Source organism: uncultured Paracoccus sp. (assembly GCF_947487305.1).
Taxonomy (GTDB): domain Bacteria; phylum Pseudomonadota; class Alphaproteobacteria; order Rhodobacterales; family Rhodobacteraceae; genus Paracoccus.
The window spans coordinates 13276-38471 of sequence record NZ_CANKWH010000017.1 but is presented as its reverse complement, the minus strand read 5'-3'; the positions used below and the strand labels follow the sequence as shown (position 1 = coordinate 38471).

General features: G+C 66.9%; 28 protein-coding genes. 17 read left to right on the top strand and 11 right to left on the bottom strand.

Annotated features, from left to right (window positions below):
* Positions 1-10 precede the first annotated feature (10 nt).
* Both Q1A36_RS17115 and Q1A36_RS17110 read left to right on the top strand, forming a co-directional pair.
* The gene (locus Q1A36_RS17115; RefSeq protein ID WP_299846684.1) at positions 11-589 is read left to right on the top strand and encodes a lytic transglycosylase; all 579 of its coding nucleotides are present in this window, start codon (positions 11-13) and stop codon (positions 587-589) included.
* A gap of 86 nt (positions 590-675) precedes the next feature.
* The gene (locus tag Q1A36_RS17110; RefSeq protein WP_299846683.1) at positions 676-1263 is read left to right on the top strand and encodes a glutathione S-transferase family protein; all 588 of its coding nucleotides are present in this window, start codon (positions 676-678) and stop codon (positions 1261-1263) included.
* A gap of 3 nt (positions 1264-1266) precedes the next feature.
* On the opposite strand, the gene Q1A36_RS17105 is transcribed toward Q1A36_RS17110, so the two are convergent.
* The 7 genes from Q1A36_RS17105 to Q1A36_RS17075 form a co-directional block, all read right to left on the bottom strand.
* Positions 1267-1668, bottom strand: a complete 402-nt coding sequence (locus Q1A36_RS17105) for a carboxymuconolactone decarboxylase family protein (RefSeq protein WP_299846682.1) — start codon at positions 1666-1668, stop codon at positions 1267-1269.
* A complete protein-coding gene (locus Q1A36_RS17100) occupies positions 1668-2483 on the bottom strand; it encodes a cyclase family protein (RefSeq protein ID WP_299846735.1) in 816 nt (271 codons plus the stop codon). The genes Q1A36_RS17105 and Q1A36_RS17100 overlap by 1 nt, the downstream gene beginning before the upstream one ends.
* Positions 2484-2559: 76 nt before the next feature.
* A complete protein-coding gene (locus Q1A36_RS17095) occupies positions 2560-3759 on the bottom strand; it encodes a TIGR03862 family flavoprotein (protein WP_299846681.1) in 1200 nt (399 codons plus the stop codon).
* Positions 3756-4784 carry a DNA polymerase III subunit delta gene (gene holA / locus Q1A36_RS17090; RefSeq protein WP_299846680.1) on the bottom strand — a complete coding sequence of 343 codons (1029 nt, stop codon included), beginning with the start codon at positions 4782-4784 and terminating at the stop codon, positions 3756-3758. Before holA ends, Q1A36_RS17095 begins: the two co-directional genes overlap by 4 nt.
* Positions 4781-5245, bottom strand: a complete 465-nt coding sequence (gene lptE / locus Q1A36_RS17085) for an LPS assembly lipoprotein LptE (RefSeq protein ID WP_299846679.1) — start codon at positions 5243-5245, stop codon at positions 4781-4783. Before lptE ends, holA begins: the two co-directional genes overlap by 4 nt.
* Before the next feature lie 19 nt (positions 5246-5264).
* Positions 5265-7805: a leucine--tRNA ligase gene (gene leuS / locus Q1A36_RS17080; protein WP_299846678.1), complete on the bottom strand. Its 2541-nt coding sequence runs from the start codon at positions 7803-7805 to the stop codon at positions 5265-5267.
* A gap of 114 nt (positions 7806-7919) precedes the next feature.
* Entirely contained in the window at positions 7920-8441 is a 522-nt protein-coding gene (locus Q1A36_RS17075) for a DUF3576 domain-containing protein (RefSeq protein ID WP_299846677.1), read from the bottom strand.
* 261 nt (positions 8442-8702) lie between these two features.
* Here Q1A36_RS17075 and Q1A36_RS17070 point away from each other — a divergent pair, with 261 nt between their 5' ends.
* Together Q1A36_RS17070 and Q1A36_RS17065 are read left to right on the top strand one after the other, a co-directional pair.
* Positions 8703-9758, top strand: coding sequence for a porin (locus Q1A36_RS17070; protein ID WP_299846676.1), 1056 nt, complete (start codon positions 8703-8705; stop codon positions 9756-9758).
* Positions 9759-9828: 70 nt separating this feature from the next.
* The gene (locus Q1A36_RS17065) at positions 9829-10482 is read left to right on the top strand and encodes a YggS family pyridoxal phosphate-dependent enzyme (protein WP_299846675.1); all 654 of its coding nucleotides are present in this window, start codon (positions 9829-9831) and stop codon (positions 10480-10482) included.
* A 6-nt stretch (positions 10483-10488) separates the two neighbouring features.
* On the opposite strand, the gene Q1A36_RS17060 is transcribed toward Q1A36_RS17065, so the two are convergent.
* Positions 10489-10992, bottom strand: coding sequence for a L,D-transpeptidase family protein (locus Q1A36_RS17060; protein WP_299846674.1), 504 nt, complete (start codon positions 10990-10992; stop codon positions 10489-10491).
* The gene (ribA, locus tag Q1A36_RS17055) at positions 10989-12047 is read right to left on the bottom strand and encodes a GTP cyclohydrolase II (protein WP_299846673.1); all 1059 of its coding nucleotides are present in this window, start codon (positions 12045-12047) and stop codon (positions 10989-10991) included. Before ribA ends, Q1A36_RS17060 begins: the two co-directional genes overlap by 4 nt.
* Before the next feature lie 133 nt (positions 12048-12180).
* On the opposite strand from ribA, the gene Q1A36_RS17050 reads away from it, so the two are divergent.
* Positions 12181-12867 (top strand): response regulator transcription factor, encoded by a 687-nt coding sequence (locus tag Q1A36_RS17050; protein WP_299846670.1) that lies wholly within the window; start codon positions 12181-12183, stop codon positions 12865-12867.
* Between the two features lie 287 nt (positions 12868-13154).
* Here the strand turns inward: Q1A36_RS17050 and Q1A36_RS17045 are convergent, their stop codons facing one another.
* Together Q1A36_RS17045 and Q1A36_RS17040 are read right to left on the bottom strand one after the other, a co-directional pair.
* A complete protein-coding gene (locus Q1A36_RS17045; RefSeq protein ID WP_299846668.1) occupies positions 13155-14129 on the bottom strand; it encodes a glutathione S-transferase family protein in 975 nt (324 codons plus the stop codon).
* A gap of 16 nt (positions 14130-14145) precedes the next feature.
* Positions 14146-15468, bottom strand: a complete 1323-nt coding sequence (locus Q1A36_RS17040; protein ID WP_299846666.1) for an MFS transporter — start codon at positions 15466-15468, stop codon at positions 14146-14148.
* Between the two features lie 127 nt (positions 15469-15595).
* Between Q1A36_RS17040 and Q1A36_RS17035 the strand changes: the two genes are divergently transcribed.
* The 12 genes from Q1A36_RS17035 to Q1A36_RS16980 all read left to right on the top strand — a co-directional run bounded on the left by Q1A36_RS17035 (position 15596) and on the right by Q1A36_RS16980 (position 25196).
* Positions 15596-16387: an exodeoxyribonuclease III gene (locus tag Q1A36_RS17035; RefSeq protein WP_299846664.1), complete on the top strand. Its 792-nt coding sequence runs from the start codon at positions 15596-15598 to the stop codon at positions 16385-16387.
* 2 nt (positions 16388-16389) lie between these two features.
* The gene (locus Q1A36_RS17030) at positions 16390-17871 is read left to right on the top strand and encodes an FAD-binding oxidoreductase (RefSeq protein ID WP_299846662.1); all 1482 of its coding nucleotides are present in this window, start codon (positions 16390-16392) and stop codon (positions 17869-17871) included.
* Positions 17868-18260 carry a DUF4383 domain-containing protein gene (locus Q1A36_RS17025; RefSeq protein WP_299846660.1) on the top strand — a complete coding sequence of 131 codons (393 nt, stop codon included), beginning with the start codon at positions 17868-17870 and terminating at the stop codon, positions 18258-18260. The genes Q1A36_RS17030 and Q1A36_RS17025 overlap by 4 nt, the downstream gene beginning before the upstream one ends.
* Entirely contained in the window at positions 18257-19303 is a 1047-nt protein-coding gene (locus Q1A36_RS17020; protein WP_299846658.1) for a hypothetical protein, read from the top strand. The genes Q1A36_RS17025 and Q1A36_RS17020 overlap by 4 nt, the downstream gene beginning before the upstream one ends.
* Positions 19303-19581, top strand: coding sequence for a hypothetical protein (locus tag Q1A36_RS17015; protein WP_299846657.1), 279 nt, complete (start codon positions 19303-19305; stop codon positions 19579-19581). Before Q1A36_RS17020 ends, Q1A36_RS17015 begins: the two co-directional genes overlap by 1 nt.
* A 61-nt stretch (positions 19582-19642) precedes the next feature.
* The gene (locus Q1A36_RS17010; RefSeq protein WP_299846733.1) at positions 19643-20557 is read left to right on the top strand and encodes a co-chaperone YbbN; all 915 of its coding nucleotides are present in this window, start codon (positions 19643-19645) and stop codon (positions 20555-20557) included.
* Positions 20557-21183, top strand: coding sequence for an LON peptidase substrate-binding domain-containing protein (locus tag Q1A36_RS17005; protein WP_299846655.1), 627 nt, complete (start codon positions 20557-20559; stop codon positions 21181-21183). The genes Q1A36_RS17010 and Q1A36_RS17005 overlap by 1 nt, the downstream gene beginning before the upstream one ends.
* Positions 21180-21401: a Trm112 family protein gene (locus Q1A36_RS17000; RefSeq protein WP_299846653.1), complete on the top strand. Its 222-nt coding sequence runs from the start codon at positions 21180-21182 to the stop codon at positions 21399-21401. The genes Q1A36_RS17005 and Q1A36_RS17000 overlap by 4 nt, the downstream gene beginning before the upstream one ends.
* Positions 21379-22056 (top strand): rhomboid family intramembrane serine protease, encoded by a 678-nt coding sequence (locus Q1A36_RS16995; RefSeq protein ID WP_299846651.1) that lies wholly within the window; start codon positions 21379-21381, stop codon positions 22054-22056. The genes Q1A36_RS17000 and Q1A36_RS16995 overlap by 23 nt, the downstream gene beginning before the upstream one ends.
* A gap of 34 nt (positions 22057-22090) precedes the next feature.
* The gene (locus tag Q1A36_RS16990; protein WP_299846649.1) at positions 22091-23413 is read left to right on the top strand and encodes a histidine kinase; all 1323 of its coding nucleotides are present in this window, start codon (positions 22091-22093) and stop codon (positions 23411-23413) included.
* Positions 23410-24030, top strand: a complete 621-nt coding sequence (locus tag Q1A36_RS16985; protein ID WP_299846647.1) for a response regulator transcription factor — start codon at positions 23410-23412, stop codon at positions 24028-24030. Before Q1A36_RS16990 ends, Q1A36_RS16985 begins: the two co-directional genes overlap by 4 nt.
* Positions 24030-25196, top strand: a complete 1167-nt coding sequence (locus Q1A36_RS16980) for a glycosyltransferase 61 family protein (protein WP_299846645.1) — start codon at positions 24030-24032, stop codon at positions 25194-25196. The genes Q1A36_RS16985 and Q1A36_RS16980 overlap by 1 nt, the downstream gene beginning before the upstream one ends.

Genomic DNA, 25196 nt, shown 5'->3' with positions numbered 1-25196 from the left:
GGCGAGTGACATGAACAGGCTTCTGAAACTGGCGATCGTCGGGCTGGTCGCGTCATGCGGCGGCGGCAATTACAAGGCGCCGCGAAATCTCGACAATGCCTGCGCCATCGTGGCCGAGCGGCCGGCCTATTACCGGGCGATGAAATCGACCGAGCGGAAATGGGGCGTGCCGGTGGCGGTGCAGATGGCCGCGATCCATCAGGAATCGAAATTCATCGGCGATGCGCGCACGCCGCATCAATACGCGCTTGGCGTCATCCCGATCGGGCGGCAAAGCAGCGCCTATGGCTATTCGCAGGCGCTGGACGGCACCTGGGAGGAATATCTGCGCGAGACCGGCAACCGCCGGGCACAGCGCGACGATATCCGCGATGCGACCGATTTCATGGGCTGGTACATGCACAATTCGACCCGGATCCTCGGTATCTCGAAACAGGATGCGGCCTCGCAATACCTCGCCTATCACGAGGGCCGGTCAGGCTATGCCCGCCAATCCTACCTGAACAAAAGCTGGCTGGTGCGCGTCGCCGGGCAGGTCGGCCAGCGCGCCAACATGTATCGCGCGCAACTGGCCTCCTGCCGCAAGTAAGGGGCCACGCGCGCCAGTCCTTTTCGCCGGTTGACGATCCCTGCCGGCTGCGGCCTCATGGCCTCAGCCCCAGCACGAGGATCACCATGTATACCGTCATCGGCACCGTCGGCAGCCGCACCCTGCGGGTGTTGTGGATGCTGGAAGAACTTGGCCTGCCCTATCAGCACGTCCCGGCCAATCCGCGCAGCGATGACGTGGTCGAGTTCAACCCGGCGGGCAAGGTGCCGATCCTGGTGGCCGACGGCACGCCGATCACCGATTCGACCGCGATCCTGACCTTCCTGGCCGATCATCACGGCGCCCTGACCTATGAGGCCGGCACCATCGAGCGGGCGCGGCAGGACAGCCTGACCCAGTTCATCCTGGATGAATTCGACGCGGCGCTGTGGACCGCCGCCCGGCACAGCTTCATCCTGCCCGAAGAGCTGCGCATGTCGGGGATCAAGAACACCCTGCGGTGGGAATTCGAGCGCAGCCAGAAGACCCTGAACCACCGGATGGGCGAGGGCGAGTTCCTGCTGGGCGAGCGGATGACCGTGCCCGACATCATCCTGAGCCATTGCCTCACCTGGGCGCTGGCAGCCAAGTTCCCCATCGTCGAGGCGCGGCTGTCGGACTATCTCGACCGGATGCGCGCCCGCCCGGCCTTCCAACGGGCGGCGGCGAGATAGGGTCTACGGCCCCTCCTGAAACCGCTCATCCACCGGCACGCCAAGCGCGGTGGCCAGCGCATTGGTCTGGCTGGCCATGGCGATGACCGCCAGCAATTCGCCATGCTGCTCGGGCGTCATCCCCTTGGCGCGGGCGGCGGCGGTATGGGAGTGGACGCAATAGGCACAGCCATTGGCGGTCGAGACCGCCAGGTAGACCAGTTCCTTCACCAACGGGTCCAGCGCGCCGGGCGCCATGACCTCTGACGCCCGCTCCCATGTCGCCCTGAGCAGCGCCGGATCATGGGCCAGCGCGCGCCAGAAGTTGTTGACATAGTCGGTCTGCCGCGCCGTGCGGATCGCCTCGAAGACCGCAAGGCTTTCCGCCGGTGCGGCCTCGTCCGACAAAAGCGCCACCGTCGCCATCAGATTACCGCCAGAATGCGGGCCGGGCCGCCGGTGCCGCGCGCGTGCTTGGGTGCGCCCACGAACAGCGTCGCCCCGGCGGCCGGCATCTGGTCCAGATTGGCAAGGTTCTCGATGCCATAGCGCCCGCCCGGCAGCCACGAGTTATGCACCGCGAAATCGGCCGAATTGCCGGGATCGAGCGACAGGGAATCGACCCCGATCGCCGCGACATTCATCCCGGCCAGCAGATCGGTCGCGGATTTCCCGAATCCCGGAAAGGCAAAGCTGCCGTCGGGCGTGTTGCGGAACTCCGGCGTGCCGACCTTGGCCGCCCAGCCCGAATGCATCGCCACGCAGGCCCCCGCCGGGATCTCGCCATGGGCGGCGATCCAGGCCTCGACATCCGCCGCCTCGACCATGGCATTGGCGTCCTCGGCCGCCTTGGCGCTGATGTCGATGACGCAAAGCGGACAGATCAGTGTCTCGGGTGCCAGTTCGGCGACCGAGGTGCCATCCTTCGAGAAATGCAGCGGCGCGTCGATATGGGTGCCGGAATGTTCAAAGATGGTCAGCTTCCACAGCTGATAGCCGGAGCTGTCGAAATTCACCGCCTCCTCGTAGGCGATGCCGGGCACGCCATCGAAGGTGGGGAAATTCTCGTCGAGCACATGGGTCAGGTCGACAACCTTGCCGCTGGCTTGCGCCAATGCGGGCCGGGCAGCAAGGGCACCGGCGGCGATGGCCGCCGCCCCGGTCGCCGCCGCGCCGCTGAACAGCTGGCGGCGGCTCATCATCGATTGCTTCACGGACTCGATCACGCAGGCATTGCACATGGGAATCTCCTGTGGCTGGACCGAGGGAAAGCCTGCCATGACCTCCCGCCTTCGCCAAAGGAATTCTGTGGCAGTCTCAGTGATCCAGCAACCGCGCCGCCGCCTTACCGGCCCGGCGGCCGGTGGCAAGGCAGGTGGTCAGCAGGTAGCCGCCGGTCGGCGCTTCCCAGTCCAGCATCTCGCCCGCCGCGAAAATGCCGGGCAGTGCCGTGAGTTGCAGGTCGCTGTCCAGTGCATCGCCCCGGACGCCGCCCGCCGAGGAGATCGCCCGCTCGAGCCCCATCGGCCCGGCATGGCGCAGCGGCAGGGCTTTCGCGAGGCGCGCCAGCGCCAGTGGATCATCCGGTAAGGGGCGGCCCCATTCCATCAGCAGCGCCACCTTGACCGGATCACCAAGGCCGCGCCGCAGCCAGTTCCCCAGCGACAGCTTGCCGCGCGGTTTCGCAAATCGCGCCGCCAGGGCATCAACCGTCAGGTCCGGTGCCAGATCGACCTCGCCCGGCGTGCCGTCACGCAGTGCCGCCGCGATCTCGTAGACACCGCCGCCCTCGATCCCCTGCCGCCCGATCACCCATTCGCCGCGACTGACCGCATCGCCGGCCCGGATCGCCACGCCCTTCACTGCCGCGCCCAGTTGGCGCTGCATCGGTTCGGACCAGTCGACCCGAAAGCCCATATTGGCGGGCCGGAACTCCGCGATCTCCACTCCCGCGGCCCGCAGCCACGGCACCCATGCCGCGTCCGACCCGAGCCTTGGCCAGCTGGCCCCGCCAAGCGCCAGCACTGTGACCCGAGGCCGGATCACTCGCGGCCCGTCAGGCGTCGCAAACCGAAAGCCGTCCTCGAAGCCGGTCCAGCGCCAGCGCGTCCTGACCTCGACTCCGCCAGCCGCCAGCCGCGCCAGCCAGGCGCGCAGCAGCGGCGAGGCTTTCATGCCCTTGGGAAACACCCGCCCGGTCGAGCCGGTGAACAGTTCGATCCCCAGCCCCCGCGCCCAGTCCATGGCTTCCTGCGGCCCGAAAGAACCCTCATCTTGGCTCAAATATCCCCGGGGGTCCAGGGGCAGGCAGCCCCCGGTGATCCGTGCCGCAAAATCCGCGACAGGCTCGTCCTTGGTCAGGTTCAGCCCCGACTTTCCCGCCATCAGGAACTTGCGCGCCGGCGTCGGCATGGCCTCGGCGACCAGCACCCGCCGACCCGGCGCGGCCAGTGCTTCCGCCGCCATTAGCCCCGCCGGTCCCGCGCCGATCACCAGCGCGTCGACCGCCTCGCTCACCGGCGGCCCCGCGGCATCATGGCGAGACGGATCAGTGCCCGCTCGATCAGCGGCATCTGCGGCGCCCGGCTGCTGGAGCGCAGCGTCAGGTCGGTCTCCAGCAGGTGATGCACCGCCTCTTCCAGCGGCCGCATCCCCCAGGCCTGCGCCTGCCGCGCCATGCGGTCGCGGCGCGGGCCGAAGACCGGCGGGCGCTGGCGCATCAGCCCGGCAACAGGCCCGCCCGGATCGGCGGCGGCGGCGTGCAAGGCGCGGAAATGGCGCAGGGCCGAAATGCACAGCGTGACCGGCGAGGTGCCCTGTCCCTCGATCCGCCGCATCAGCGCGCCGAACTCGGCCGGCTTCCCCTCGGCCACGGCATGGATCAGGTCATCCAGATCGGCCTCGATGCTGGCCGGCGCCATCAGCGCGATCTCGGCAGGCGTCAGCGGCGCGGGGTCGCGATGCTTGTAAAGGCCGATCTTCTCGATGGTCTGGCGCAGATCGCCCGGGTCCAGCGCCCGGGCCAAGGCCAGCAGGTCGGCCATGGCATTGCGTGGCACGTCGCGCAGCCCGGCATCGGCCAGCCAGCGGGTGATCTCCTCCTCGCCCGGCGGGTCGTCATAGATCGGCGCGGTCACGGCGGTCTTGTGACCTTCGAAGAGTTTCCGCAGGGCCGAGGATTTTGCCAGCGCGCCGGCCGTCACCACGATGGCGGCATCGCCCGACTGCCATTCGCCAATGGCCGTGCCGATCGCCGGGGCGGCGCTGTCGGGCGTGTCCTCAACCAGCACCACGCGCTGGCCGGGAAAGAAGCCCACCTCCTTGATCGCATCCAGCAGCTGGGCCGGGTCCTTGCGCAATTCGCCGCCGGCCATCCGGGTCAGGCGCATGTCCTGCTCGGCGTCAGCGCCGGCCAGCGCCGCCACCGCCTCGACCCGCTTTATCGAGACCCGCATCGCGTCCTGACCATAGATCAGCAGGGCGGGGCGCGACGGATCGGGTTGCGCCAGATAGCGCGCGATCTCGCCGCCTTTGAGAATCATGGAGCAGCCGCGAGCAACCGCGTGACCACCTGGTCGGCCAGCATCCGCGCCAGCCGCTGGCGGGCATCATATTCCGCAGTCAGCGTGGCGACGGTGGTGCCCGTGGTCGAATAGGAGGTGAAAGTGCTGACTTGCCCCTCGGTCACGGTCTCGCCGGTCGCCGCTTCGGTCAGCTTGTAATCGGCGCTGCCATTCAGCGAATAGCGCGTGGTGATCTCGTCGGGCGTGATCCCCTGCGCCACCACGGCAATGCGCAGGGTGTAGTCCAGCTCATAGGCGCCGCCGGCGGGACCAAGCCGCTCGGCGATGCGGCGGTTGAACAGGAACTCGTCCGGCGTGTCGGGATCGACCGGGCTGACCTGACCGAAAAGCTTCTTCGCCGCCCCACCCGGACCATAGACCGGCTGCAGCCCGCAGGCCGACAGCGCCAGCAGCCCCGCCAGCAGCGCGCGGCGGGGCATACGGGAATGCGAGAGAGCTTCAAGCCACGACATTGACGATCCGACCCGGCACCACGATCAGCTTCTTCGGCGCCGCCCCTTCGAGGAAACGTTGCACGGTTTCATCGGCCATGACCAGAGCCTCGATCTGGTCCTTGCCCATGTCCTTGGGTACCGAAATCTCGGCCCGGCGCTTGCCGTTGATCTGAATGGGTAGGACGACCGTATCATCGATGAGCATGGCCGGGTCGGCCTTGGGCCATGGCGCATCGACCGCCATGCCCTGCCCACCGGCCAGCGCCCAGACATCCTCGGCCAGATGCGGCACCATCGGCGCCATCAGCTGCGCCATGATCCGCAGCACCGCGCGGCGGGCCTCACCCCCGGCCTTGGACTTGCCGATGGCATTGGCCAGTTCGTAAAGCTTGGCCACCGCCTTGTTGAAGGCAAAGCCCTCGATGGCGCGGGTCACATCGGCAATGGCGCGATGCGCGGCGCGGGTCAGGTCGGGGTCGTCGCCACCCTCCGCCGGCGCCTCGTCGGCCAGCCGCCAGACCCGGGCGAGAAACTTGTTCGCGGCCTCGGCCCCGGCGGCGGTCCATTCCACGTCCCGCTCGGGCGGGCTGTCCGACAGCATGAACCAGCGCGCGGTATCGGCGCCGAAGCTCGCGACAATATTCACCGGATCGACGACGTTCTTCTTGGACTTCGACATCTTGGCCGAGGGGATGATCTCGACCGGCGTGCCGTCGGCCAGTTTGCCGTCCACCACATCCTCGGGCAGGTGATAGACCGGCCGGCCCCGCTCGTCGCGGGTCATGTAGATCTCGTGCGTCACCATGCCCTGGGTGAACAGCGCATCGAAGGGCTCGCTGGCCGTGTCCGGCAGATGCCCGGTCTTCACCATCGCGCGGGCGAAGAAGCGCGAATAGAGAAGATGCAGGATCGCGTGCTCGATGCCGCCGATATACTGGTCCACATTCATCCAGTAATCGGCATCGGCGCGCACTGTCGGGGTCTCGGCATGGGGCGCGGTGAAGCGGGCGTAATACCAGGACGAATCGACAAAGGTGTCCATCGTGTCCGTTTCGCGCAGAGCCTCGCCACCGCAGACCGGGCAGGAGGTCTGGCGCCAGCTTGGATGGCGGTCCAGCGGGTTGCCCGGCACGTCGAAGCTGACATCCTGCGGCAGCAGCACCGGCAGGTTTGCCTTGGCCTCGGGCACCGTGCCGCACTGGCTGCAATGCACCACCGGGATCGGGCAGCCCCAGTAACGCTGGCGCGAGATACCCCAGTCGCGCAGGCGGAACTTGGTCACGCCCTCACCATAGCCCTGCGCCTCGGCATGGGCGATGGCCGCGTCGACCGCCGCTTCGCCGGTCTGGTCGGTCTCGCCGGCAAAGCCGCGGACATAGGTGACGGTCTCGGATTTCAGCGGCACATAGGCCGCCTTGGCGACCAGCGCGTCGGCTTGGGCCAGATCCATGCCGCGCTCGCCAAAGGCGGCGCGGATCGGCAAGCCGTACTTGGTGGCAAATTCATGGTCGCGCTCGTCATGGGCCGGCGAGCCGAAGATGGCGCCGGTGCCGTAATCCATCAGCACGAAATTGGCGATCCAGATCGGCAGATGCCAATCGGGGTCCAGCGGGTGGTGCACGGTCAGGCCGGTATCGAAGCCCAGCTTGGGTGCGGTCTCGATCGCCTCTTCGGTGGTGCCGATGCGGCGGCATTCCTCGACAAAGGCGGCGACCTCGGGCCGGGTCTCGGCCAGAAGCTTCACCAGCGGATGATCCGGCGACAGCGCGAGGAACGAGGCCCCCATCAGCGTGTCGGGACGGGTGGTATAGACCTCGATCCGTTCAAAGCCCGAGGGCGCGTCGACCGTCGCAAAGCCGAATTGCAACCCGCGCGACTTGCCGATCCAGTTCGCCTGCATCAGCCGCACCTTGTCAGGCCAGCCGGTCAGCCCGTCCAGCGCCGACAACAGCTCATCCGAATAATCCGAGATGCGGAAGAACCACTGGGTCAGTTCCTTGCGCTCGACCGCGGCGCCCGAGCGCCAGCCCTTGCCGTCGATCACCTGCTCGTTCGCCAGCACGGTCATGTCGACCGGGTCCCAGTTCACCTGCGCCGATTTGCGGGTGATCAGCCCGGCCTCGAGGAAATCGAGGAACAATGCCTGCTGCTGGGCGACGTAATCGTCGTCGCAGGTGGCAAACTCGCGGCTCCAGTCGATCGACAGGCCAAGCGGGCGCAGCTGGTCGCGCATCGTGGCGATATTGGCATAGGTCCAGTCGCGCGGATGGCCGCCCTGCTCCATCGCCGCGTTCTCGGCCGGCATCCCGAAGGCGTCCCAACCCATCGGGTGCAGCACGCTGAACCCCTGCGCGCGCTTGAACCGCGCCACCACGTCGCCCATCGTGTAATTGCGCACATGGCCCATATGGATGCGCCCCGACGGATAGGGGAACATCTCGAGCACGTAATATTTCGGCCGTTCGTCGCGGGTTGCGGTGAAGGTGCCGGCCTCGGCCCAGGCTTGCTGCCAGCGCGCTTCGCTTTGGGCGGGATCATAGGGCATGGGACACCTCGGGCCGTTCAGGATTGCCCGCCGGGTTTATACGCCGCCGCAGATCAGGTCCAGTGGCCCGGCAAATCACTGGCCCGTTCACTGGCCCGTGATAGGTTGTGTGGTTTAAAGCTTGCCGTCCTGAATGCGCAACTGCCGCGCGCGGGTCAGAATCGCGTCCTCGACCGCCCGGACGGTGCCCGGCTCGACCGCAGAACCGCCGGCGCCCTGCAGCGCCACCTTCAGCGACCGCGCATCCAGCGCCGGATCGCTGATCTTGATCGCCGCGCGATAGGACCTACCACCGCCCGGCGGGGTGCCGTAACCGGTGACGATCACCCCGGTATAGGGATCGACCGACTGGATCGGCAGGAAGTTCAGCACCTCGAGGCTGGCATTCCACAGATACTTGTTCACCGCGACCGTATTGTTCGGGTTCTCGTTATTGCTGAACAAGTCCCAGATGGTCGATTCCGCCCGCCCGCCCGGCTGCCGGTCATCACCTTCCAGCGCGATCTGGTCATCGGTGCCGCGCCCCGTGGCTCCACCACCACCGCCGCCCCCGAAACTGAACGAATCTCCACCGCAGGCGGCAAGAGCCGCGCAAAGCGTCATGGCGAATGTCAGGCGCGCGGCGCGTGCGATCATAATCCGGTCCCCCGTCAACTGGGCATTCTTGGTTGTCGCAGCTTTAGCGCGGAACTGCCGGTGGCGACAAGCGTCTTGGGCAAAGGCCGCGCCGCGGCGGTCCCTCAACCCGACTGTGGCGCATGTGCATCACAGAAAAGAGCAAAGAATTGAGCGGGTGGGCGATTCCGTTGCATCGCGGGACCGAAAGAAGGATGACAGATGCATCCCCAAGGCGGGCGATCCGGTTTGGGCATGAGAGAGACAAGAGGGATCACAACCATGAAAAAGGTTCTTTTCGCAACCACCGCGCTGGTCATGACCGCCGGTGTTGCATCGGCCGAGATCGCGCTGAGCGGCGACGCTCGCATGGGTCTGGTGTACGACGGCAACGACGCCCAGTTTTCGAGCCGTGCCCGCGTTCGCTTCACCGCGACCGGCGAAACCGACAGCGGCCTGTCCTATGGCGCGACCTTCCGCGTTGACCACGAGCGTGGCGACCAGCGCGCTGCCAACGGTACCCGTGGCGCCGTCTACATCTCGGGCACCTACGGCAAACTGTCGATGGGTGACGTTGCTTCGGCTTCGGAAATGGCCGTTGGCGACCTGTATGGCGTCGGCTACACCGGCGGCGACTTCTACGCCAACCTGAACGAGCCGGCCTACCTGACCGCCGATGGCAACAACCTCGACCAGGGTCCGAACATCCTGTACGAATACAGCATCTCGGGCGTGAACCTGTTCGCCTCGGCTTCGGACGGCAGCGACAATGCTTGGGCCGGCGTCTACGGCACCGATCCGGTCGACTGCGGCGTTGACGGCGTCTGCGGCAACGCCGACGACGACACCGACACCGATGTTGCATGGTCGGTTGGCGCCAGCTACGAAGGCACCTTCTCGAACGGCACCTACAATGTTGGCCTCGGCTACGGCAAGCACGGCGACGCGAAAGAAATCGTCGTTGGCGGTGAAGTCACCTCCGGTGCGTTCATGGCCAAAGCCTTCTACGCCGACTACTCGGACCGTCCGTCGATCGACTTCGGCGTTGGCGACAACGACACCGTCACCTTCGACAACACCCTGTACGACTACGATCGCGCCTTCGGCCTGTCGCTCGGCTACGAGTACAACAACATGCTGTTCAAAGGCTTCTGGCGTCGTGACGAGGGCGAGGCCAGCGCCATCGCTCCGGCCGGCACCGGTGACGTTGAGTTCGACAGCTGGGGTATCGGCGTTGACTACGATCTGGGCGGCGGCGCGACCGTTGCAGCCGGCATCGCGGACAGCGACTGGATCGCCGACACCGTTGCCGACGTGGGCATCAAGTTCACGTTCTGATCGGTTCAGAAACGAACTTCGGAAAGAGCGGGCCTTGCGCCCGCTCTTTTCTTTTCGGTAGGTCTGGGCCATGGGATTGAACGACATCAAGACGCGCATTGCCGCCGCCGCCGAAAAGGCCGGGCGGGTTGCAGACAGCATCACCCTGATCGCCGTAAGCAAGGTCCAGCCCGAGGATCGGGTTCTGCAGGTGCTGGACACCGGTCAGCGGGTCTTTGGCGAGAATTACGTGCAGGAGGCGCAGGGCAAATGGCCCGGCTGGCGGGACCGCTTTCCCGGCGTCGAGCTGCACATGATCGGGCCGGTGCAATCGAACAAGGCCAAGGCGGCGGTCGGGCTGTTCGATGCCATCCACACGCTGGACCGGATGTCGCTGGCCAAGAAACTGGCCCAGCAGATCGCCGACCAGGGCCGCGCGCCGCAGCTGTTCATCCAGGTGAATACCGGCGACGAGCCGCAGAAGGCGGGCATCCTCGCCGATGAACTGCCGGGCTTCCTCGCCGCCTGCCGTGACCTGGGCCTCGCGCCGCAGGGCCTCATGTGCATCCCGCCCGAGGATCAGGACCCGGTGCCGCATTTCCGCCTGCTGCGGAAACTGGCCGAACAGAACAACCTGCCCTTCCTGTCGATGGGCATGAGCGCCGATTTCGAGGCCGCAATTGCCGAAGGCGCGACGCATATCCGCGTGGGCTCGGCCATCTTCGGCGCGCGCGATTACGGCTGAAGCCGGTCAGCCGAGCAGCGGCACGATCAACCGCGTGCCGGGCTCGGCGCGGCTGGCAATCCAGATCAGGTCAGGTCGCGCAAAGGCGATGCAGCCCTCGGTGCCGAAATGTGGGCGTCGCCATTGGTGCAGGAAGATCGCGCTGCCGCGACCGGGAACAGCTTCGGGCCAGTTCCAGTCGGTCGTCAGGATCAGGTCATAAAGCGGATCGGCGCGGCGCAGTCGCTCGTGGCTGGCCTGCAGCGGTGCGCGGGCGTGGTAATTGTAATCGCGATGATCCGGCGCATCGCACCAGAGATCGCCGGGCAGGATCGGCCGCGCCCAAGGGGCAGGGCGTGCCAGCCGGTCGGGACGATACCAGAGGCCGGTGATGTGATGATGCCCGGCAGGCGTGGCGCCATCGCCCTCTCGCTTCTCGGCGGAGATGCCCCCCTTGCCGATGCTGCAGGGGAACAGCCGGCCGTGAAAGCGGATGCCAAGCGGGGTCAGGACCAGATCGAAGGGGCTCACAGCAGATGCCCCGATTTCTCGGCCTTCACGTCCAGGTAATCGGTGTTGTGGCGGTTCCGCGCCACGATCAGCGGCACCCGCTCGGTCACCTCGATCCCGTGCCCCTGCAACATCGCCACCTTGCGCGGGTTGTTGGTCAGAAGCCGCACCTGATCGAACCCCATGCGCTTCAACAGGTCCGCCCCGATGCGGAAATCGCGTTCGTCATCCTCGAACCCCAGCCGGTGATTGGCCTCGACCGTGTCGAAGCCCTGGTTCTGCAGCGCATAGGCGCGCATCTTGTTGGCCAGCCCGATCCCCCGGCCCTCCTGATTGAGATAGAGCAGCACTCCCTGCCCCTGACTGCCCATCAGGTTCAGCGCCGAATGCAGCTGCGGGCCGCAATCGCATTTCAGGCTGCCCAGCACATCGCCGGTGAAACAGGCCGAATGCAGCCGCGCCAGCACCGGCTGGTCGCGCGGCGGATCGCCGATCTCGACGGCGTAATGTTCCTCGCCACCATCATCGGGACGGAAGATGTGCAGCCGCGACCGCTCGGCCGCGCCAAGCGGCAGGCGCGCGCAGGCGACCGGGTTCAGGGCGGCTTCGCTGGCCAATTGCGCCATCAGCGGGCCGGGCTCCACGCTGGTCAGACCGGGTTGCGGCGGGGCCGGCACCACAAGCACGGCGGGCAGAAGCTGCGCCGCCTTGGCCAGCGCCAGCGCCGCCAGATGCGGCGCGGTCTGGCCGCCGCGATCGGTGAACAGCGGCCCCTTCATCGGCGTCATCAGATCGCCCGAGGGATCGGCAATGGCCCGCAGCCAGCGCAGATCGGCACCACCCGGCACCTGCACCCGCGCGAGACCCGCATCATAGGCCCGCGCCTTCAGCGTCTCGGCCCGCCGCTCGGTGATCGCCAGGACCGGCCGCCCCATCGCCTGCATCGCCGCCATCCGCGCAGGCGACAGCGTCTCGACCGCCGCCGCCAGATGGCCACCGATCATCACTGGCAGGCCCATCCTGAGGTCGGTGCGGGCGCGCGAGACGGTCTCGGCAAGGGTGGGGATCAGGCTCATCGGCTCCGGGATTCTGAAACAATCTGAAACATAACGCCCCCTGCCGACAACTCCATGTGAGATTTCTGACATGTTGCTGGACGGAAACGGTGCGCGACCCCATCCATCCCTCAATGAGGCAAAGGAGGCAAGCATGCCTGGACTTAAAAAGATCCTGCTGGTCGATGACGAAGACGACCTGCGCGAAGCCCTGGCCGAGCAGCTGGTGGCCACCGATGATTTCGACGTGCTCGAGGCCGGCAGCGGCGCCGAGGCGATGGAGGCCAGCAAGGGCCATATCTTCGACCTGGTGATCCTCGATGTCGGCCTGCCCGATACCGACGGGCGCGAGCTGTGCAAGAAGCTGCGCAAGCACAATGTCAAATGCCCGATCGTGATGCTGACCGGCCATGACACCGATGCCGATACCATCCTCGGCCTCGACAGCGGCGCGAATGATTACATCACCAAGCCGTTCAAGTTTCCGGTGCTGCTAGCGCGCCTGCGGGCACAGCTGCGCACCCATGAACAGTCGGAAGACGCGATCTTCCAGCTTGGGCCGTACACGTTCAAGCCGGCGATGAAGATGCTGATCGACCAGAAGGACCGCAAGATCCGCCTGACCGAGAAGGAAACCAATATCCTCAAGTTCCTCTACCGCGCGCAGGATGGCGTGGTGCCGCGGGATATCCTGCTGCACGAGGTCTGGGGCTATAACGCCGGGGTCACCACGCACACGCTGGAAACCCACATCTATCGCCTGCGCCAGAAGATCGAGCCCGATCCCTCGAACGCGCGTCTGCTGGTCACGGAATCGGGCGGCTACCGGCTGGTCGCCTGAGCCGATCACGGCCTGAATAAACGTTTGTGAACTGCCGGAACCGGTCGCCCCGGCAGGCGTTCACCCCCCGAAGCCCAGTGGTCGGAGGATGCGGCCACACCAAAGTTCGAAGACCCCGGCGCGATCCCCGCCGGGGTCTTTCGTTTTGGGGGCGGCTTGGCGCCGTCTCCGGCACGCCGGATGCCGCCTTTCCACATTCCTTGTGCACTCGCCTGCGGGTGGTGGCGGATTTCCTGCGCGATCTGGTCAGCCAGAACCGCGAGGCGCTGAGCGGATAGGCTGCCCCCTTACCCCCGCCCGTGCGGCACGGTCCAGTCCTCGACCGGACCGATCGGGATGATGCGGTTCGGGTTGATGGTCGCGTGGCTGTAGTAATAGTGCCGGATGTAATGATCCGGCCGCACCGTCTCGGCCACGCCCGGCCATTGATAGAGCTCCCGCGCCCAGCCCCAGAGGTTCGGATAGTCGATGATCCGGCGGCGGTTGCACTTGAAATGGGTGTGATAGACGGAATCGAAGCGGCAGATGGTGGTGAACAGCCGCCAGTCGGCCTCGGTGATCCGCCCGCCGGTCAGATAGCGGTGCTGGCCCAGCAGCCCCTCGATCCAGTCGAGACTGTCGAACAATGGCCCGACGCCCCGGTCATAGGCCGATTGCGAGGTGGCGAAGCCCGCGCGATAGACGCCGTTGTTCACCGTGGCATAGACCCGCTCGTTCACCGCCTCGATCTCGGGGCGCAGGCTCTCTGGCCAATAATCGTCCTCGTTCCCGGTCACGCGGTTGAAGGCGCCGTTGAACATGCGGATGATGTCGGCGCTTTCGTTCGAGACGATCCGGTCACGCTCGCGGTCCCAGAGCACCGGCACCGTCACCCGGCCCGAGGCCTTGGGATTGTCGCGCAGGTAGATGTCGCGCAGGAAGTCGCTGCCGAACAGCTGGTCCCCATCGGCGCCGGGAAAATCCTGCGCGAAGGTCCAGCCATCGGCCAGCATGTCGGGATGGACGGCCGAGATGTCGATGTGACCGCCGAGGTCCTTCAGCGCGCGGAAGATCAGCGTCCGATGCGCCCAGGGGCAGGCATAGCAGACATAGAGATGATAGCGCCCGCTTTCGGCCTTGAACCCGCCCTCGCCGGTCGGTCCCGGCGTGCCGTCGGCGGTGATCCAGTTGCGATGCCGCGCGGTGTCGCGGACGAACTCGCCGCCATGCGAGGCGGTGTCATACCATTCGTCCGTCCAGACGCCGTTGACCAGTTGACCCATCTCGTCCTCCTGCCGTTCAGCCGATGGCCCGGTCGCGCGTCTCGGTCCTGACCAGAACCGCCAGCGCGATGGCCGCCAGCACAAGCAACAGTGCAAATGTGCCAATGGCAAGGCCAAAGCCCTTGGCGATGATCGCGCCCAAGAGGCTGGGGGCGAGAATGCCCCCCAGTCTGGCGATGGCGCTGGCCGTGCCCATGCCGGTGCCGCGCAGCGCGGTCGGGTAGAGTTCGGGGGTGAAGGCGTAAAGCGCGCCCCAGGTGCCGAGAAGCGCAAAGCTCATCAGGATCAGCGCGGCGGCGATCATCATGGCCGAGGTCGCGATGGTGAAGAGGAAACAGCCCGCCGCGCTGGCCAGCAGGAACCCCATCAGCGTCACCCGCCGCCCCAGGTTTTCGACCCCCCAGGCGGCCAGCGCATAGCCCGGCACCTGCGCCAGCGCGAGGATCAGGAGGAAGCCATAGCCCCGGACGAAGCCGAAGCCATCGCCCGCCAATTGCCCCGGCAGCCAGATGAACACCCCGTAATAGGACAGCGAGACGAGGAACCAGACGGTCAGGATGCCAAGGGTCCGCGCCCGCAGTGCCGGGGCGAAGATCGAGGTTTCGGAGGCCGGGTCATGGCTTGCGGTGGTGATGCGGGCACCCTCGGGCAGCGGCGCCTTGCCATTGGTGGTCAGCACCCGGTTCATCACATGGCGCACCTCGTCCTGCCGGTCGTGACGCACGAGGAACATCGGCGATTCCGGCAGCCACAGCCGCAGCCAGAAGCCGATCAGCGCCGGGAAGGCCGCCACGGCAAAGATCCAGCGCCAAGCTTCGGCCGCGCCGTTCACGCTGGCAAGCCAGGCGGTCAGGGCGATGACGATGGTGCCGACGGCCCAGAACCCCTCCAGCCAGACGAGCCAGCGGCCCCGGTTCTTCGGCGGCAGGAACTCTGCCATCATGGCGTAATCGACCGGCAGCGTACCGCCCACCGCCATGCCGGTGACAAAGCGCAGCGCCATCAGCGCGCCGAGGCTGGGGGCAAAGGCGGCGGCAAGGCCGAAGATCGCATCAGCCGCCACGGTGATCAGCAGCACCCGCCGCCGCCCGATGCGGTCAGCCAGCCGCCCGAAGAGGTATGCGCCGACGAACATGCCCAGAAAGAACAGCGTGCCGGTATACTGGATCGCCTGCGGCACGCTGAGGCCGAAACTCGCGGCAATCGACGGCGCCGAAAAGCCAACCGAGATCACCTGCATCGCATCCGCCGCCCAGACCAGCCCGAAGATGCCCAGCAGGCGCCATTGGAAGCGGCCGATGCCACCGCGCGTCAGGGCCTCGTCGATGGTGATGGTCATGGCGCGCTCCCTGCTCCGCTTGGGCGGCATCCTGACCGCAGGACGGGCGGGGAACAACGGCCTTTTTCCGGCCGAACTCGACACGGCCCAAGCGCGCCGCTAGTCTCCGCCGCGAATGAGAATGAGGATGCCCATGTTCACGATTGCCACCTGGAACATCAACTCGGTCCGCCTGCGCGAGGCGCTGGTCGCGCGCCTGCTGTCGGAAGAAGCACCGGACATCCTCTGCCTGCAGGAAATCAAGTCGCCGGTCGAGAAGATGCCGCTGCAGGGATTTGCCGATCTGGGTTATCGCCATGTCGTGGCGCGCGGGCAAAAGGGCTATAACGGCGTCGCCATCCTGTCGCGCCTGCCGATCGAGGACGCCGGCGACCGTGACTATGCCAGCCTCGGCCATGCCCGCCATGTCGCCGCTCGGCTGGAGAACGGGGTCACGATCCACAATTTCTATGTCCCGGCGGGCGGCGACATTCCCGACCGCGCGCAGAACGAGAAGTTCGGCCAGAAGCTCGACTTCCTGACCGAGATGCGCGACGCCTTCCATGCCGACCAGCCGCAGAAATCGATCATGGTGGGCGACCTGAACATCGCCCCGCGCGAGGATGACGTCTGGTCGCACAAGCAGCTTCTGAAGATCGTCAGCCATACCCCCGTCGAGGTCGAGCATCTGGGCGCGGCACAGGATGCCGGGAATTGGGTCGATATCACCCGGCAGGACATTCCGTCCGGGCTGCTTTACTCGTGGTGGTCCTATCGCGCCAAGGATTGGGATGCCGCCGACAAGGGCCGGCGACTCGATCACATCTGGGCCACGCCCGACATCGCCAATGCCGGTCACGGCAGCCGCATCCTGCGCCCGGTCCGGGGATGGGAACAGCCGAGCGACCACGTGCCCGTCTTCGCCAGTTTCGATCTCTGAGCATGGGCCGGTTCTCGCGCCGCGCGCTGCTGCTGGGAACGGGCGCGGTCATCGGCGCTTGGGCCGCGAACCGGCTGGCCCCCTGGCATGACACGCTGGACGGGGTGCCGCTGACCGGTCCCGCGCCCGAGGGCACACTGAACGATGCCTCGCTGCTGTCCGAAACGCCGATCGCCAAGCATATCATCCTGACCGAGGCCCCCGGCGAGGCGCTGATCGCGCGGCTGCGGGCGGAACTGGCCGAGGCGCAGGCGGCGGGGCGGCCGCTGTGCCTGTCCGCCGCGCGGCATTCGATGGGCGGGCAATCGCTGCCCCGCGACGGCACCGCGCTTGGCTGGGAAAATGGTCGGATCGAGATCGACAGCGCCGCCCAGACCTATCTCGCGCCTGGCAATGCCCGCTGGTCGCAGGTGATCGCCGCGCTGGACCCGGTGGGCCTGTCGCCCAAGGTGATGCAGTCGAACCATGATTTCGGCCTTGCCGCGACCTTCAGCGTCAACGCCCATGGCTGGCCGGTGCCGCATGGGCCGATGGGCTCGACCGTGCGCAGCCTGACGATGATGCTGCCCGATGGCGAGGTCGTCACCTGCTCGCGCACCGAGAATGCCGAGTTGTTCGGCATGGCGATGGGCGGCTATGGACTCATTGGCCTGATCCTGACCATGGAGGTCGAGGCGGCGCCGAATGCGCGCGTGACGCCCAGCTTCGAACAGATGCTGGGAACGGGCCTCGCGGATGCCTTTAGGAAGGCGCTGGACGATCCGGCGGTGGGCATGGCCTATGGCCGCCTGTCGGTGGATCGCGCGGGGTTTCTGGATCAGGGGCTGATGATCGCCTATCGCCCCAATGAGGACCAGACCGACCTGCCGCCCGCCAGCGGCTCGGGCTGGGTGTCGAAGGTGGCGGCCCGGATCTATCGCGCGCAGCTTTACCGCGAGCCGATGAAGCACCTTCGCTGGTGGACCGAGGCGAGCCTGAACCCGCGCTTGGGCGGCAGTTCGACCCGCAACAGCCTGATGAACGAGCCTGTCGCCACGTTGGATGACGGCGATCCGGCGCGGACGGACATCCTGCACGAATATTTCGTGCCGCCCGACCGTTGGTCGGATTTCATCGCCGTCTGCAAGCAGGCGATCCCGCCCAGCTATCAGGAGATGCTGAACGTCACCATCCGCTATGTCGCGGCGGATACCGACAGCTGGCTGGCCTATGCCCCGACCCCGCGCCTTGCCGCCGTCATGTCCTTCAGCCAGGAAATGTCAGCCCGGTCCGAGGCCGACATGGCCCGCCTGACGCGCGAGCTGATCGACGGCATCGCCGCCATCGGCGGCAGCTATTATCTGCCCTATCGCCCCCATGCCACGGTCGAGCAATTCGCCCGCATCTATCCCCGCGCCGAGCGGCTGGCCGCTGCCAAACGCCTGCTGGACCCGCAACTGACGCTGCGCAACGCCCTGTGGGACACATATCTGGAGCCGCTATGAGTTTTCATCAAAAGGTTGCCCTGTTTTATGCGCTGGCCCTGCTGGGCGCTGCATCGATCAACTATATTCCCGGCCTGACCGACCCGGACGGACTGGCCTTCGGCGTCTTCGCGCTGGATATCTTTGACGACCTCCTGCATCTCGGCTCGGCCCTCTGGGCGCTGGCGGCGGCGCTGATCTCGGCCCGGGCGGCGCGGAATTTCCTGCTGATCTTCGGCGCGCTCTATCTGGCCGACGGGCTGATGGGGCTGGCAGTCGGGTCGGGCTATCTCGATCTCGGCATCGTCAATAACGGCGTCCTCGACCTGCCCTTCGGCTTCAAGATCATGGCCAATGCGCCCCATATCCTCTTGGGCGGCTTTGCCCTGCTGGCAGGGGCGCGGAAGTGAGCTTCCTCTGGCGCTGGCTGAAGCGCGGGGTGCTGGCACTGCTCGTCGTCCTTCTGCTGCTGGCCCTGCCGGTCATCCGCAACGAGACCATGTGCCGGGGCGAACCCCTGCCGCAGGATCACAGCCCCATCGTCAGCCAGACCCGCGACGAGTCGCGCACCTTCACCACCTATCCCGAATGGCACATCGTCCACGCCTATGCCGATTACGCGCGCGTCATCGCCTCGGGCGACCCGGATGATTTCCGCTTCCTGCAGGCCATCGGCGGCTTCTGGTCCTCGCTCTGCCCGCTGACCGAGATGGCGGATGCGCATGGCGGTTTCACCACAGAGTCCAAGGCGACGATCTACACCATCGGCGTCAGCTTCACGCTGGAACTGATGCTGAAGGCGGCTTACGAAGAAACGCTTGGCCGCGTGGCAACATGGGTTCGTGGGCCGGATCACAGCCCGCTGGACCGGCTGTCGGCGCAGCAGGCGGCGGATTATGCCGCCTTCCTGCAGCAGACGCCGTGGTATCGGTGGGATTTCACCAGGGACGCACAGGCGCTGGACGATGCCGCGACCGGCGCCTTCCGCGACCGTGAGCGTCGCTTTGCCCTTGGTATCGAGTACCGCGCCAAGGCCGCCTATGCCCGCGCCATCGCCGGCGCGGTGGCTGCGACCGGTCAGGACGAGCTGACGCTGCGCGCCGTGGTCACGGGCCTGACCGAGCCGCAACTGACCGCGATCCCCGGCGTCACCGTGATCCAGCGCCGCCCCGAAGGGTTCGAGATCAAGACCCCGCGCTATCGGGAACTGACCACGATCCTGCAGCGCATCACCGGCGAGGGCGGGCAGGTCGTCGAGATCGCCGGCAATGACGACATCCTTTTGACCGCGATCACCAATGGCCCCGCCGATCTGGGCGCGATCTTCACCTTTCCCCTGCAGGGCAGCCACGAGATGCGGCACCTGATCGTAGTCAAGGTGCCCGATCTTGCCAGCCGCCTGCGCGATCTGGATGCCTCGGGCGCGCGGCTTGAACATATCCACGACTACTGATGAGGCGTGTGCTGACCTATGCGCTGGCCCTCGCCCTCGGCTGGCTGGCGCTGAAGGCCGGTGGCATGTTCATCCCCGGCGCCGCGCCCTCGGCGCTGGTCATCGCACCCGCGCCCGACCTGCTGGCCCGCCTGCCCGAGGCGCGGCTGGTCCATGCGACCCGCCTGACGGCCACGGTCAGCAATGTCAGTGCCGCAGAAATCTATCGTCGGGGCGCGGGGCTGTTGGTCCTGCCCGCCGGATTGCCGCTCTGCATGATCCCGCCCGAGCCACGCTGACCTTGTAACCCAAGGGGGCATGGCCCTATCTATGCCCAGACCCTGCAAGATGAGAGACGCGATGCTGACCCTTGGTTCCGAACCCGCCGCCGCCCCTGCCGCCAGCGATTTCATCAAGGATGTGACAGAGGCCAGTTTCATGGCCGAGGTGGTCGACATGTCGATGACCGTGCCGGTGATCGTCGATTTCTGGGCGCCGTGGTGCGGCCCCTGCAAGACGCTTGGCCCCCAGCTCGAGGCCGAAGTCGCCCGCCACAAGGGCCGGGTGCGCATGGCCAAGGTCAATGTCGACGAGAACCAGATGATCGCCGGGCAGCTCAGGGTCCAGTCGATCCCGACCGTCTATGCCTTCTTCCAAGGCCAGCCGGTCGATGCCTTCCAGGGCGCGATCCCGCAAAGCCAGATCAAGCAATTCGTCGACAAGCTGGTCGCGCTTGGCGGCGATGATGGCGGGCTGGCCGATGCGCTGGCCGCCGCCGAGGCGATGCTGGAGGAAGGCGCGGCAGAAGATGCCGCCGAAACCTTCGCCGCGATTGCCGAGGAAGAGCCCGAGAACCCGCAGGCCTGGGGCGGGCTGATCCGCGCCCATCTGGCCAAGGGGGACGCCGATGCCGCCGCCGCCGCGCTGGACCAAGTGCCCGCCGCGATCACCGGCAGCGGCCCGATCGAGGCCGCCCGCGCGCAGCTGCAACTGGCCCGTCAGGCCGCCGATGCCGGACCGCTGGCCGAACTGCAGGCCAAGGTCGATGCCGACCCCGCCGACCAGCAGGCGCGGCTGGAACTGGCACAGGCGCTGCATGCGGCGGGCGAAGTGGAGCAGGCCATCGATGTGCTGCTGGAGAGCTTCCGCCGTGACCGCGAGTGGAACGAGGGCGCGGCCAAGGCGCAATTGCTGACCATCTTCGACAGCCTCAAGCCCACCGATCCGCTGGCCCAGAAAGGCCGTCGCCGGCTGTCCTCGCTGATCTTTGCGTGATGCGCACGCCGCATCCCCTTCCTGACCGGGTTCCCCTCTTTCCCTTGCCGGGGGCGCTGCTTCTGCCGCGCGCCCGGCTGCCGCTGCAGATCTTCGAGCCGCGCTATCTGCAGATGCTCGAGGATACGCTGAAATCCGGCCACAGGATGATCGGGATGATCCAGCCGCACGAGGATGGTCTGGCTTCGGTCGGCTGCGCCGGTCGCGTCGTCGCCTTCAGCGAGACCGACAACAACCGGATGCTGATCCAGCTGCGCGCCGTATCGCGCTTTCGGCTGATCGAGGCCGAGGAGGGATTTCAGCCCTACCTGACCGGCCGTGCCGACTGGAGCGGTTTCGGGATCGATCTGGGCGGAACCGAGTCCGACCCCGAGTTCCAGCGCGGCCCGTTCCTGGAACGGCTGAAACGCTTCATGGAAGAGCGCGAGCTGTCGACCGATTGGGAAAATGCCAGCGCCGCCGAGACCGAGACGCTGATCAATTCACTGTCGATGCTGTTGCCCTTGGATGTCGAGGAAAAGCAGGCCCTGCTGGAAGCCCCGACCCTGGCGGAACGGCGGGCGCTGCTGGACGGGCTGATCGAATATGCGCTGCGCAGCGGCGAACACGAGGAACGACTGCAATGACTGACGACACAGCCACACACGCCCCGGGTTTTGACCGCCACATGCTCGAGGCTCTGGTCTGCCCGGTCACGCATACGCTGCTGCACTATGACCCCGACCGGCAGGAACTGGTATCGCGCGCAGCCGGCCTTGCCTTTCCGATCCGGCAGGGCATTCCGATCATGCTGATCGACGAGGCCCGCCAGATCAAGGCCGATGACGACCGGCCGCAGGGCTGAGGCGGTCAACGCGGTGCAGTCCGAAACCGGCACATGGCGGCAATTGCCGGGCTGGGTGGTCGCGCTGATCCTGCTCTGCTGCGGGATAGAACTGCTGATCGTGGCGCTGCAACTGGCCGGCTGGTCCGACGCGCGCGGCATGGCGACCGTCTACGGCGGCTTCTGGTCGCGGCTCTTCCACGATCTCTGGCCGGTCTATCCCGGCCAGCAACTGGCGATGTTCTTCAGCTATGGCGTCCTGCATGGCGGCATCCTGCATCTGGCGATGAACATGGTCTCGCTGGCCGTGGTGGCGCGCGAACTGGCCAAGCTGACCGGGCCGGGCGTCATGCTGCTGGTCTATCTGATTTGCCAGATCGCCGCCGCCGGCCTGTTTGCGCTGATGGCCCCCGCCGCAGGGCCGATGGTCGGCGCATCGGGTGCGGTCTTTGGCCTTGCCGGGGCGCTGGTCGGTTTGGTCGCCATCCGCCGCCGCCAGCGCGGCCAGCCGATGGGGCCGCTGTGGCGGGCGGTGGCGAATATCGTGGTGCTCAATCTGGGCCTGACGCTGCTCGTGCCCGCCATCGCCTGGCAGGCGCATCTGGGCGGCGCGGTGGCGGGTCTGGCGCTGGGTCTGTGGATCGGCCGAACGCAGCCTGCGTCAACCCGACGATAGACGAGGCCGCCGGCTTCGGCCAAACATGGCGGCCATGACACGGCTGACCCTGACCCAACGCATCCTGAGCGTGATTTTCGCCATCCAGCTTGCGCTGCTGGTGATACTGACGCTGTTCAGCCTGCAGAACCTGCGCCAGACCGTCACCAGCGAATTGCGCACCGGGGTCGAGACCGCCCGCTCGCTGGTCCTGGCGACCATCGGCACGATGCAGGACGCGGTGCCGCTGGACCGGCTGATGGCCACGCTGCCAGAGCGGCTGGTCTCGCCCCGCAACGCCGCCATCACCATTCTCGACGCACGTGACGGCGCCTTGCACCAGGTCACGCCCGCCGCCGGCGTCACCACACCGGCGCCGCTGTGGTTCGCCCGCCTGATCGCGCCCGAGCCGCAGGAAACCCGCCTGCCGGTGGTGATCGAGCGGCGGATGCTGGGCTATGTCTCGATCACCGCCGACCCAACGGCGCAGATCGCCACCGCATGGCAGGACATGCGCCGGATCCTCGGGCTGACGGCACTGGCCGCGCTGTTGCAGGGGGCGCTGATCGTCTGGCTGACCCGGCGGGCGCTGCGCCCGGTGGGCGATATCGCCGCGCGACTGACCGACCTGACGCAGGGCCGGCTGGAGGCGCGGGTCGGCCCGCTGCCGCAGCCCGACCTCGCCCCGATCGGGCGTGGGGTCGATCTGCTGGGCGCGGCGCTGGAACAGGCCCGTGCCGAGCGCGAGCACCTGCAGCGCCAGGTCATCACCCGCACCGATGACGAGCGCAAGGCCATCGCCCGCGACCTGCATGACGAGATGGGGCCCTGTCTCTTCGGCCTCAGGGTCGAGGCCGATGCCCTGCGCCAGCGCAGCGACGACCCGGCGATCCGCGACCACGCCGAGGCCATCGCCGCCATTGCCGGCGAGATCAGCCGGGTGAACCGGGCGCTTCTGGACGACCTGCGCCCCGCGCCCCTCGGGCAGTTGCCGCTGGCCACGGTGCTCAAGGGCCATGTCCAGGACCTTGCCGCCCGTTTCCCCGACACCGGGATCCGCATCAGCATCCCGCCCGACCTGCCCGAACCAGACGAGGCCACCGCCCTGACCCTGTTCCGTATCCTGCAAGAGGGCACGACCAACGCCCTGCGCCACGCCGGCGCAGGGCGGATCACCGCCACGTTGGGATCCGATCCGACGCACTGGACCATGACTGTCCGCGACGATGGCAAAGGCATCGCCCCCGGCACCCCGCGCGGCACCGGACTCTCGGGCATGGCCGAGCGGATCGCGCTTCTGGCTGGCAGGCTGGACATCAGTTCGGATAGAACGGGGACGACGCTGACCGCCGCATTGCCAAGGGGCCGTAACCGATGAAATCCGCGCTGGTTGTCGATGACCACCCGATCACCCACCTGGGTGCCGGCCGGCTGCTGCGCGAGCTTGGCTATGACGACATCCATCAGGCGATGAATGCGCGCGAGGCGATTCAGCAGGCCCGCGACCGCCAGCCCGCCCTGATCGTGCTGGACATCACCCTGCCCGATGGCGACGGGCTGTCGATGATCGGCGATCTGCTGGCGGCGGTTCCGGGCGCGCGGATCGTCATTTTCTCGATGAATGACCAGACCGGCTTTGCCGCCCGCGCCATCGAGGCGGGGGCGCATGGGTTCCTGTCGAAGAACGCCCCGCCCGAGGAATTCCGTCAGGCCATCCGCGCGCAGGAGGCGGGCGAATTCTACCTGAACCCGAAACATGCCATCGCGCTGGCCACCATGCGCGCCGGCGCCGGCGCTGATCCGCTGGCACAGCTGAGCCAGCGCGAGACCGAGGTGCTGCGCCAGATCGGTCAGGGGCAAAGCCTGCAGGCCATCGCCGATGCGCTGGGGGTCAGCTACAAGACCGTCGCGAATACCTCGTCGGCGCTGAAGAAGAAACTTGCGGTGGATGGCATGAACGGGCTGATGCGCATCGCCCTGGAACGGGGCGTCTGATGGGTCTGGATCTCGACGATACGAAAAAGGCGATTGTCATCGTCGACAATGCCATCATCGTGCCGCCGCCGCGCGGCATGGGCGGCAACAACAACCGCTTCCAGTCATCGGGCGTGCTGACCGCCGAGGGCGAGATGGTCGAGAACTCGATCACCTGGGGCGAGGGACGGCAGGTCAATCTGGCACCCGAGATGCCCGATCCGGCCAGCATCGAGCACCTGCCCGGCCAGCACATGTTCGGCGGGATGCTGTTCGGCCATTTCGGTCATTTCCTGGTGGAATCCACCACCCGTCTCTGGGCGCTGGACGAGCTGCGCCCGGCGATCCAGAGCATCGTCTATACCCCCAAGATCAATGCCCGCCCGATGCAGTTCGTCCGCCAGTTCCGGCCGCTGTTCAACGTGCTGGGCGCGACCGTGCCGGTGCGCTCGACCCCGGTGCCGCTGCGCGTCGACCGTCTGTTCGTCCCGCGTCAGGGCTTTGGCCAGTTCGAGCTGATGCGGGGATCCGAGGCGTTTCGCAGCTACATGCGCCGCTTTGCCGGCCGGACCGTCCCGGCCAAGGGGGCAGAAAAGATCTATATCTCGCGCTCGGGCCTTGCGCGGGACCGGGGCGGGATCATCGGCGAATGGCTGCTGGAAGAACAGCTGAAGGCCGAGGGCTTCGAGATCTATCACCCGCAGAACCACCCGCTGCTGGATCAGGTGGCACAGTACAAGGCGGCGAAGATGATCGTCGCCTGCGACTGCTCGCCGCTGCACCTGGTGGGCTTTGTCGGCAATGCCGAACAGAAGGTCGCCATCATCAAGCGCCGCAGCATGGACCTGATCCCGCATTTCGTCGACCAGCTGCGCCTGTTCCAGAATATCGACGCCTTCGAGGTGGACGTGCTGGTCGAGGACTGGCTGCCCTATCCCGACAAGCGGCCCGGCCGCCGCTCTTGCGGCGAGATCAGCTTTGCGCGGCTTGGCGCGGCGCTGGCGGAGAAGGGCATGATCTCGGGCCACTTGCCTTGGCGCGACATCTCGGATGCCGAACGCGAGGACGAGCGCGAGCGCCTGCGAGTGCTGCATGACGGCACCCCGTTCTTCCGGATGCTGAACCGCGAGAAATACCTGGCCGGCCAGCAGGAGGGCACGGTCCGGGGCGACAACAAGTTCGCCTGA

What these genes read in the sequence shown, in the direction of transcription:
- Q1A36_RS17000 (WP_299846653.1), top strand. Translation starts at nt 21,180, where the DNA reads ATGACTGACGACACAGCCACACACGCCCCGGGTTTTGACCGCCACATG.
- Q1A36_RS17040 (WP_299846666.1), bottom strand. Translation starts at nt 15,468, where the DNA reads ATGACCATCACCATCGACGAGGCCCTGACGCGCGGTGGCATCGGCCGC.
- Q1A36_RS17045 (WP_299846668.1), bottom strand. Translation starts at nt 14,129, where the DNA reads ATGGGTCAACTGGTCAACGGCGTCTGGACGGACGAATGGTATGACACC.
- Q1A36_RS17035 (WP_299846664.1), top strand. Translation starts at nt 15,596, where the DNA reads ATGCCCATGTTCACGATTGCCACCTGGAACATCAACTCGGTCCGCCTG.
- Q1A36_RS17050 (WP_299846670.1), top strand. Translation starts at nt 12,181, where the DNA reads ATGCCTGGACTTAAAAAGATCCTGCTGGTCGATGACGAAGACGACCTG.
- ribA (WP_299846673.1), bottom strand. Translation starts at nt 12,047, where the DNA reads ATGAGCCTGATCCCCACCCTTGCCGAGACCGTCTCGCGCGCCCGCACC.
- Q1A36_RS17110 (WP_299846683.1), top strand. Translation starts at nt 676, where the DNA reads ATGTATACCGTCATCGGCACCGTCGGCAGCCGCACCCTGCGGGTGTTG.
- lptE (WP_299846679.1), bottom strand. Translation starts at nt 5,245, where the DNA reads ATGCCCCGCCGCGCGCTGCTGGCGGGGCTGCTGGCGCTGTCGGCCTGC.
- Q1A36_RS17065 (WP_299846675.1), top strand. Translation starts at nt 9,829, where the DNA reads ATGGGATTGAACGACATCAAGACGCGCATTGCCGCCGCCGCCGAAAAG.
- Q1A36_RS17030 (WP_299846662.1), top strand. Translation starts at nt 16,390, where the DNA reads ATGGGCCGGTTCTCGCGCCGCGCGCTGCTGCTGGGAACGGGCGCGGTC.
- Q1A36_RS17010 (WP_299846733.1), top strand. Translation starts at nt 19,643, where the DNA reads ATGCTGACCCTTGGTTCCGAACCCGCCGCCGCCCCTGCCGCCAGCGAT.
- leuS (WP_299846678.1), bottom strand. Translation starts at nt 7,805, where the DNA reads ATGCCCTATGATCCCGCCCAAAGCGAAGCGCGCTGGCAGCAAGCCTGG.
- Q1A36_RS17100 (WP_299846735.1), bottom strand. Translation starts at nt 2,483, where the DNA reads ATGTGCAATGCCTGCGTGATCGAGTCCGTGAAGCAATCGATGATGAGC.
- Q1A36_RS17025 (WP_299846660.1), top strand. Translation starts at nt 17,868, where the DNA reads ATGAGTTTTCATCAAAAGGTTGCCCTGTTTTATGCGCTGGCCCTGCTG.
- Q1A36_RS16980 (WP_299846645.1), top strand. Translation starts at nt 24,030, where the DNA reads ATGGGTCTGGATCTCGACGATACGAAAAAGGCGATTGTCATCGTCGAC.
- Q1A36_RS17105 (WP_299846682.1), bottom strand. Translation starts at nt 1,668, where the DNA reads ATGGCGACGGTGGCGCTTTTGTCGGACGAGGCCGCACCGGCGGAAAGC.
- Q1A36_RS17075 (WP_299846677.1), bottom strand. Translation starts at nt 8,441, where the DNA reads ATGATCGCACGCGCCGCGCGCCTGACATTCGCCATGACGCTTTGCGCG.
- holA (WP_299846680.1), bottom strand. Translation starts at nt 4,784, where the DNA reads ATGATTCTCAAAGGCGGCGAGATCGCGCGCTATCTGGCGCAACCCGAT.
- Q1A36_RS17115 (WP_299846684.1), top strand. Translation starts at nt 11, where the DNA reads ATGAACAGGCTTCTGAAACTGGCGATCGTCGGGCTGGTCGCGTCATGC.
- Q1A36_RS17015 (WP_299846657.1), top strand. Translation starts at nt 19,303, where the DNA reads ATGAGGCGTGTGCTGACCTATGCGCTGGCCCTCGCCCTCGGCTGGCTG.
- Q1A36_RS16995 (WP_299846651.1), top strand. Translation starts at nt 21,379, where the DNA reads ATGACGACCGGCCGCAGGGCTGAGGCGGTCAACGCGGTGCAGTCCGAA.
- Q1A36_RS17005 (WP_299846655.1), top strand. Translation starts at nt 20,557, where the DNA reads ATGCGCACGCCGCATCCCCTTCCTGACCGGGTTCCCCTCTTTCCCTTG.
- Q1A36_RS17070 (WP_299846676.1), top strand. Translation starts at nt 8,703, where the DNA reads ATGAAAAAGGTTCTTTTCGCAACCACCGCGCTGGTCATGACCGCCGGT.
- Q1A36_RS16985 (WP_299846647.1), top strand. Translation starts at nt 23,410, where the DNA reads ATGAAATCCGCGCTGGTTGTCGATGACCACCCGATCACCCACCTGGGT.
- Q1A36_RS16990 (WP_299846649.1), top strand. Translation starts at nt 22,091, where the DNA reads ATGACACGGCTGACCCTGACCCAACGCATCCTGAGCGTGATTTTCGCC.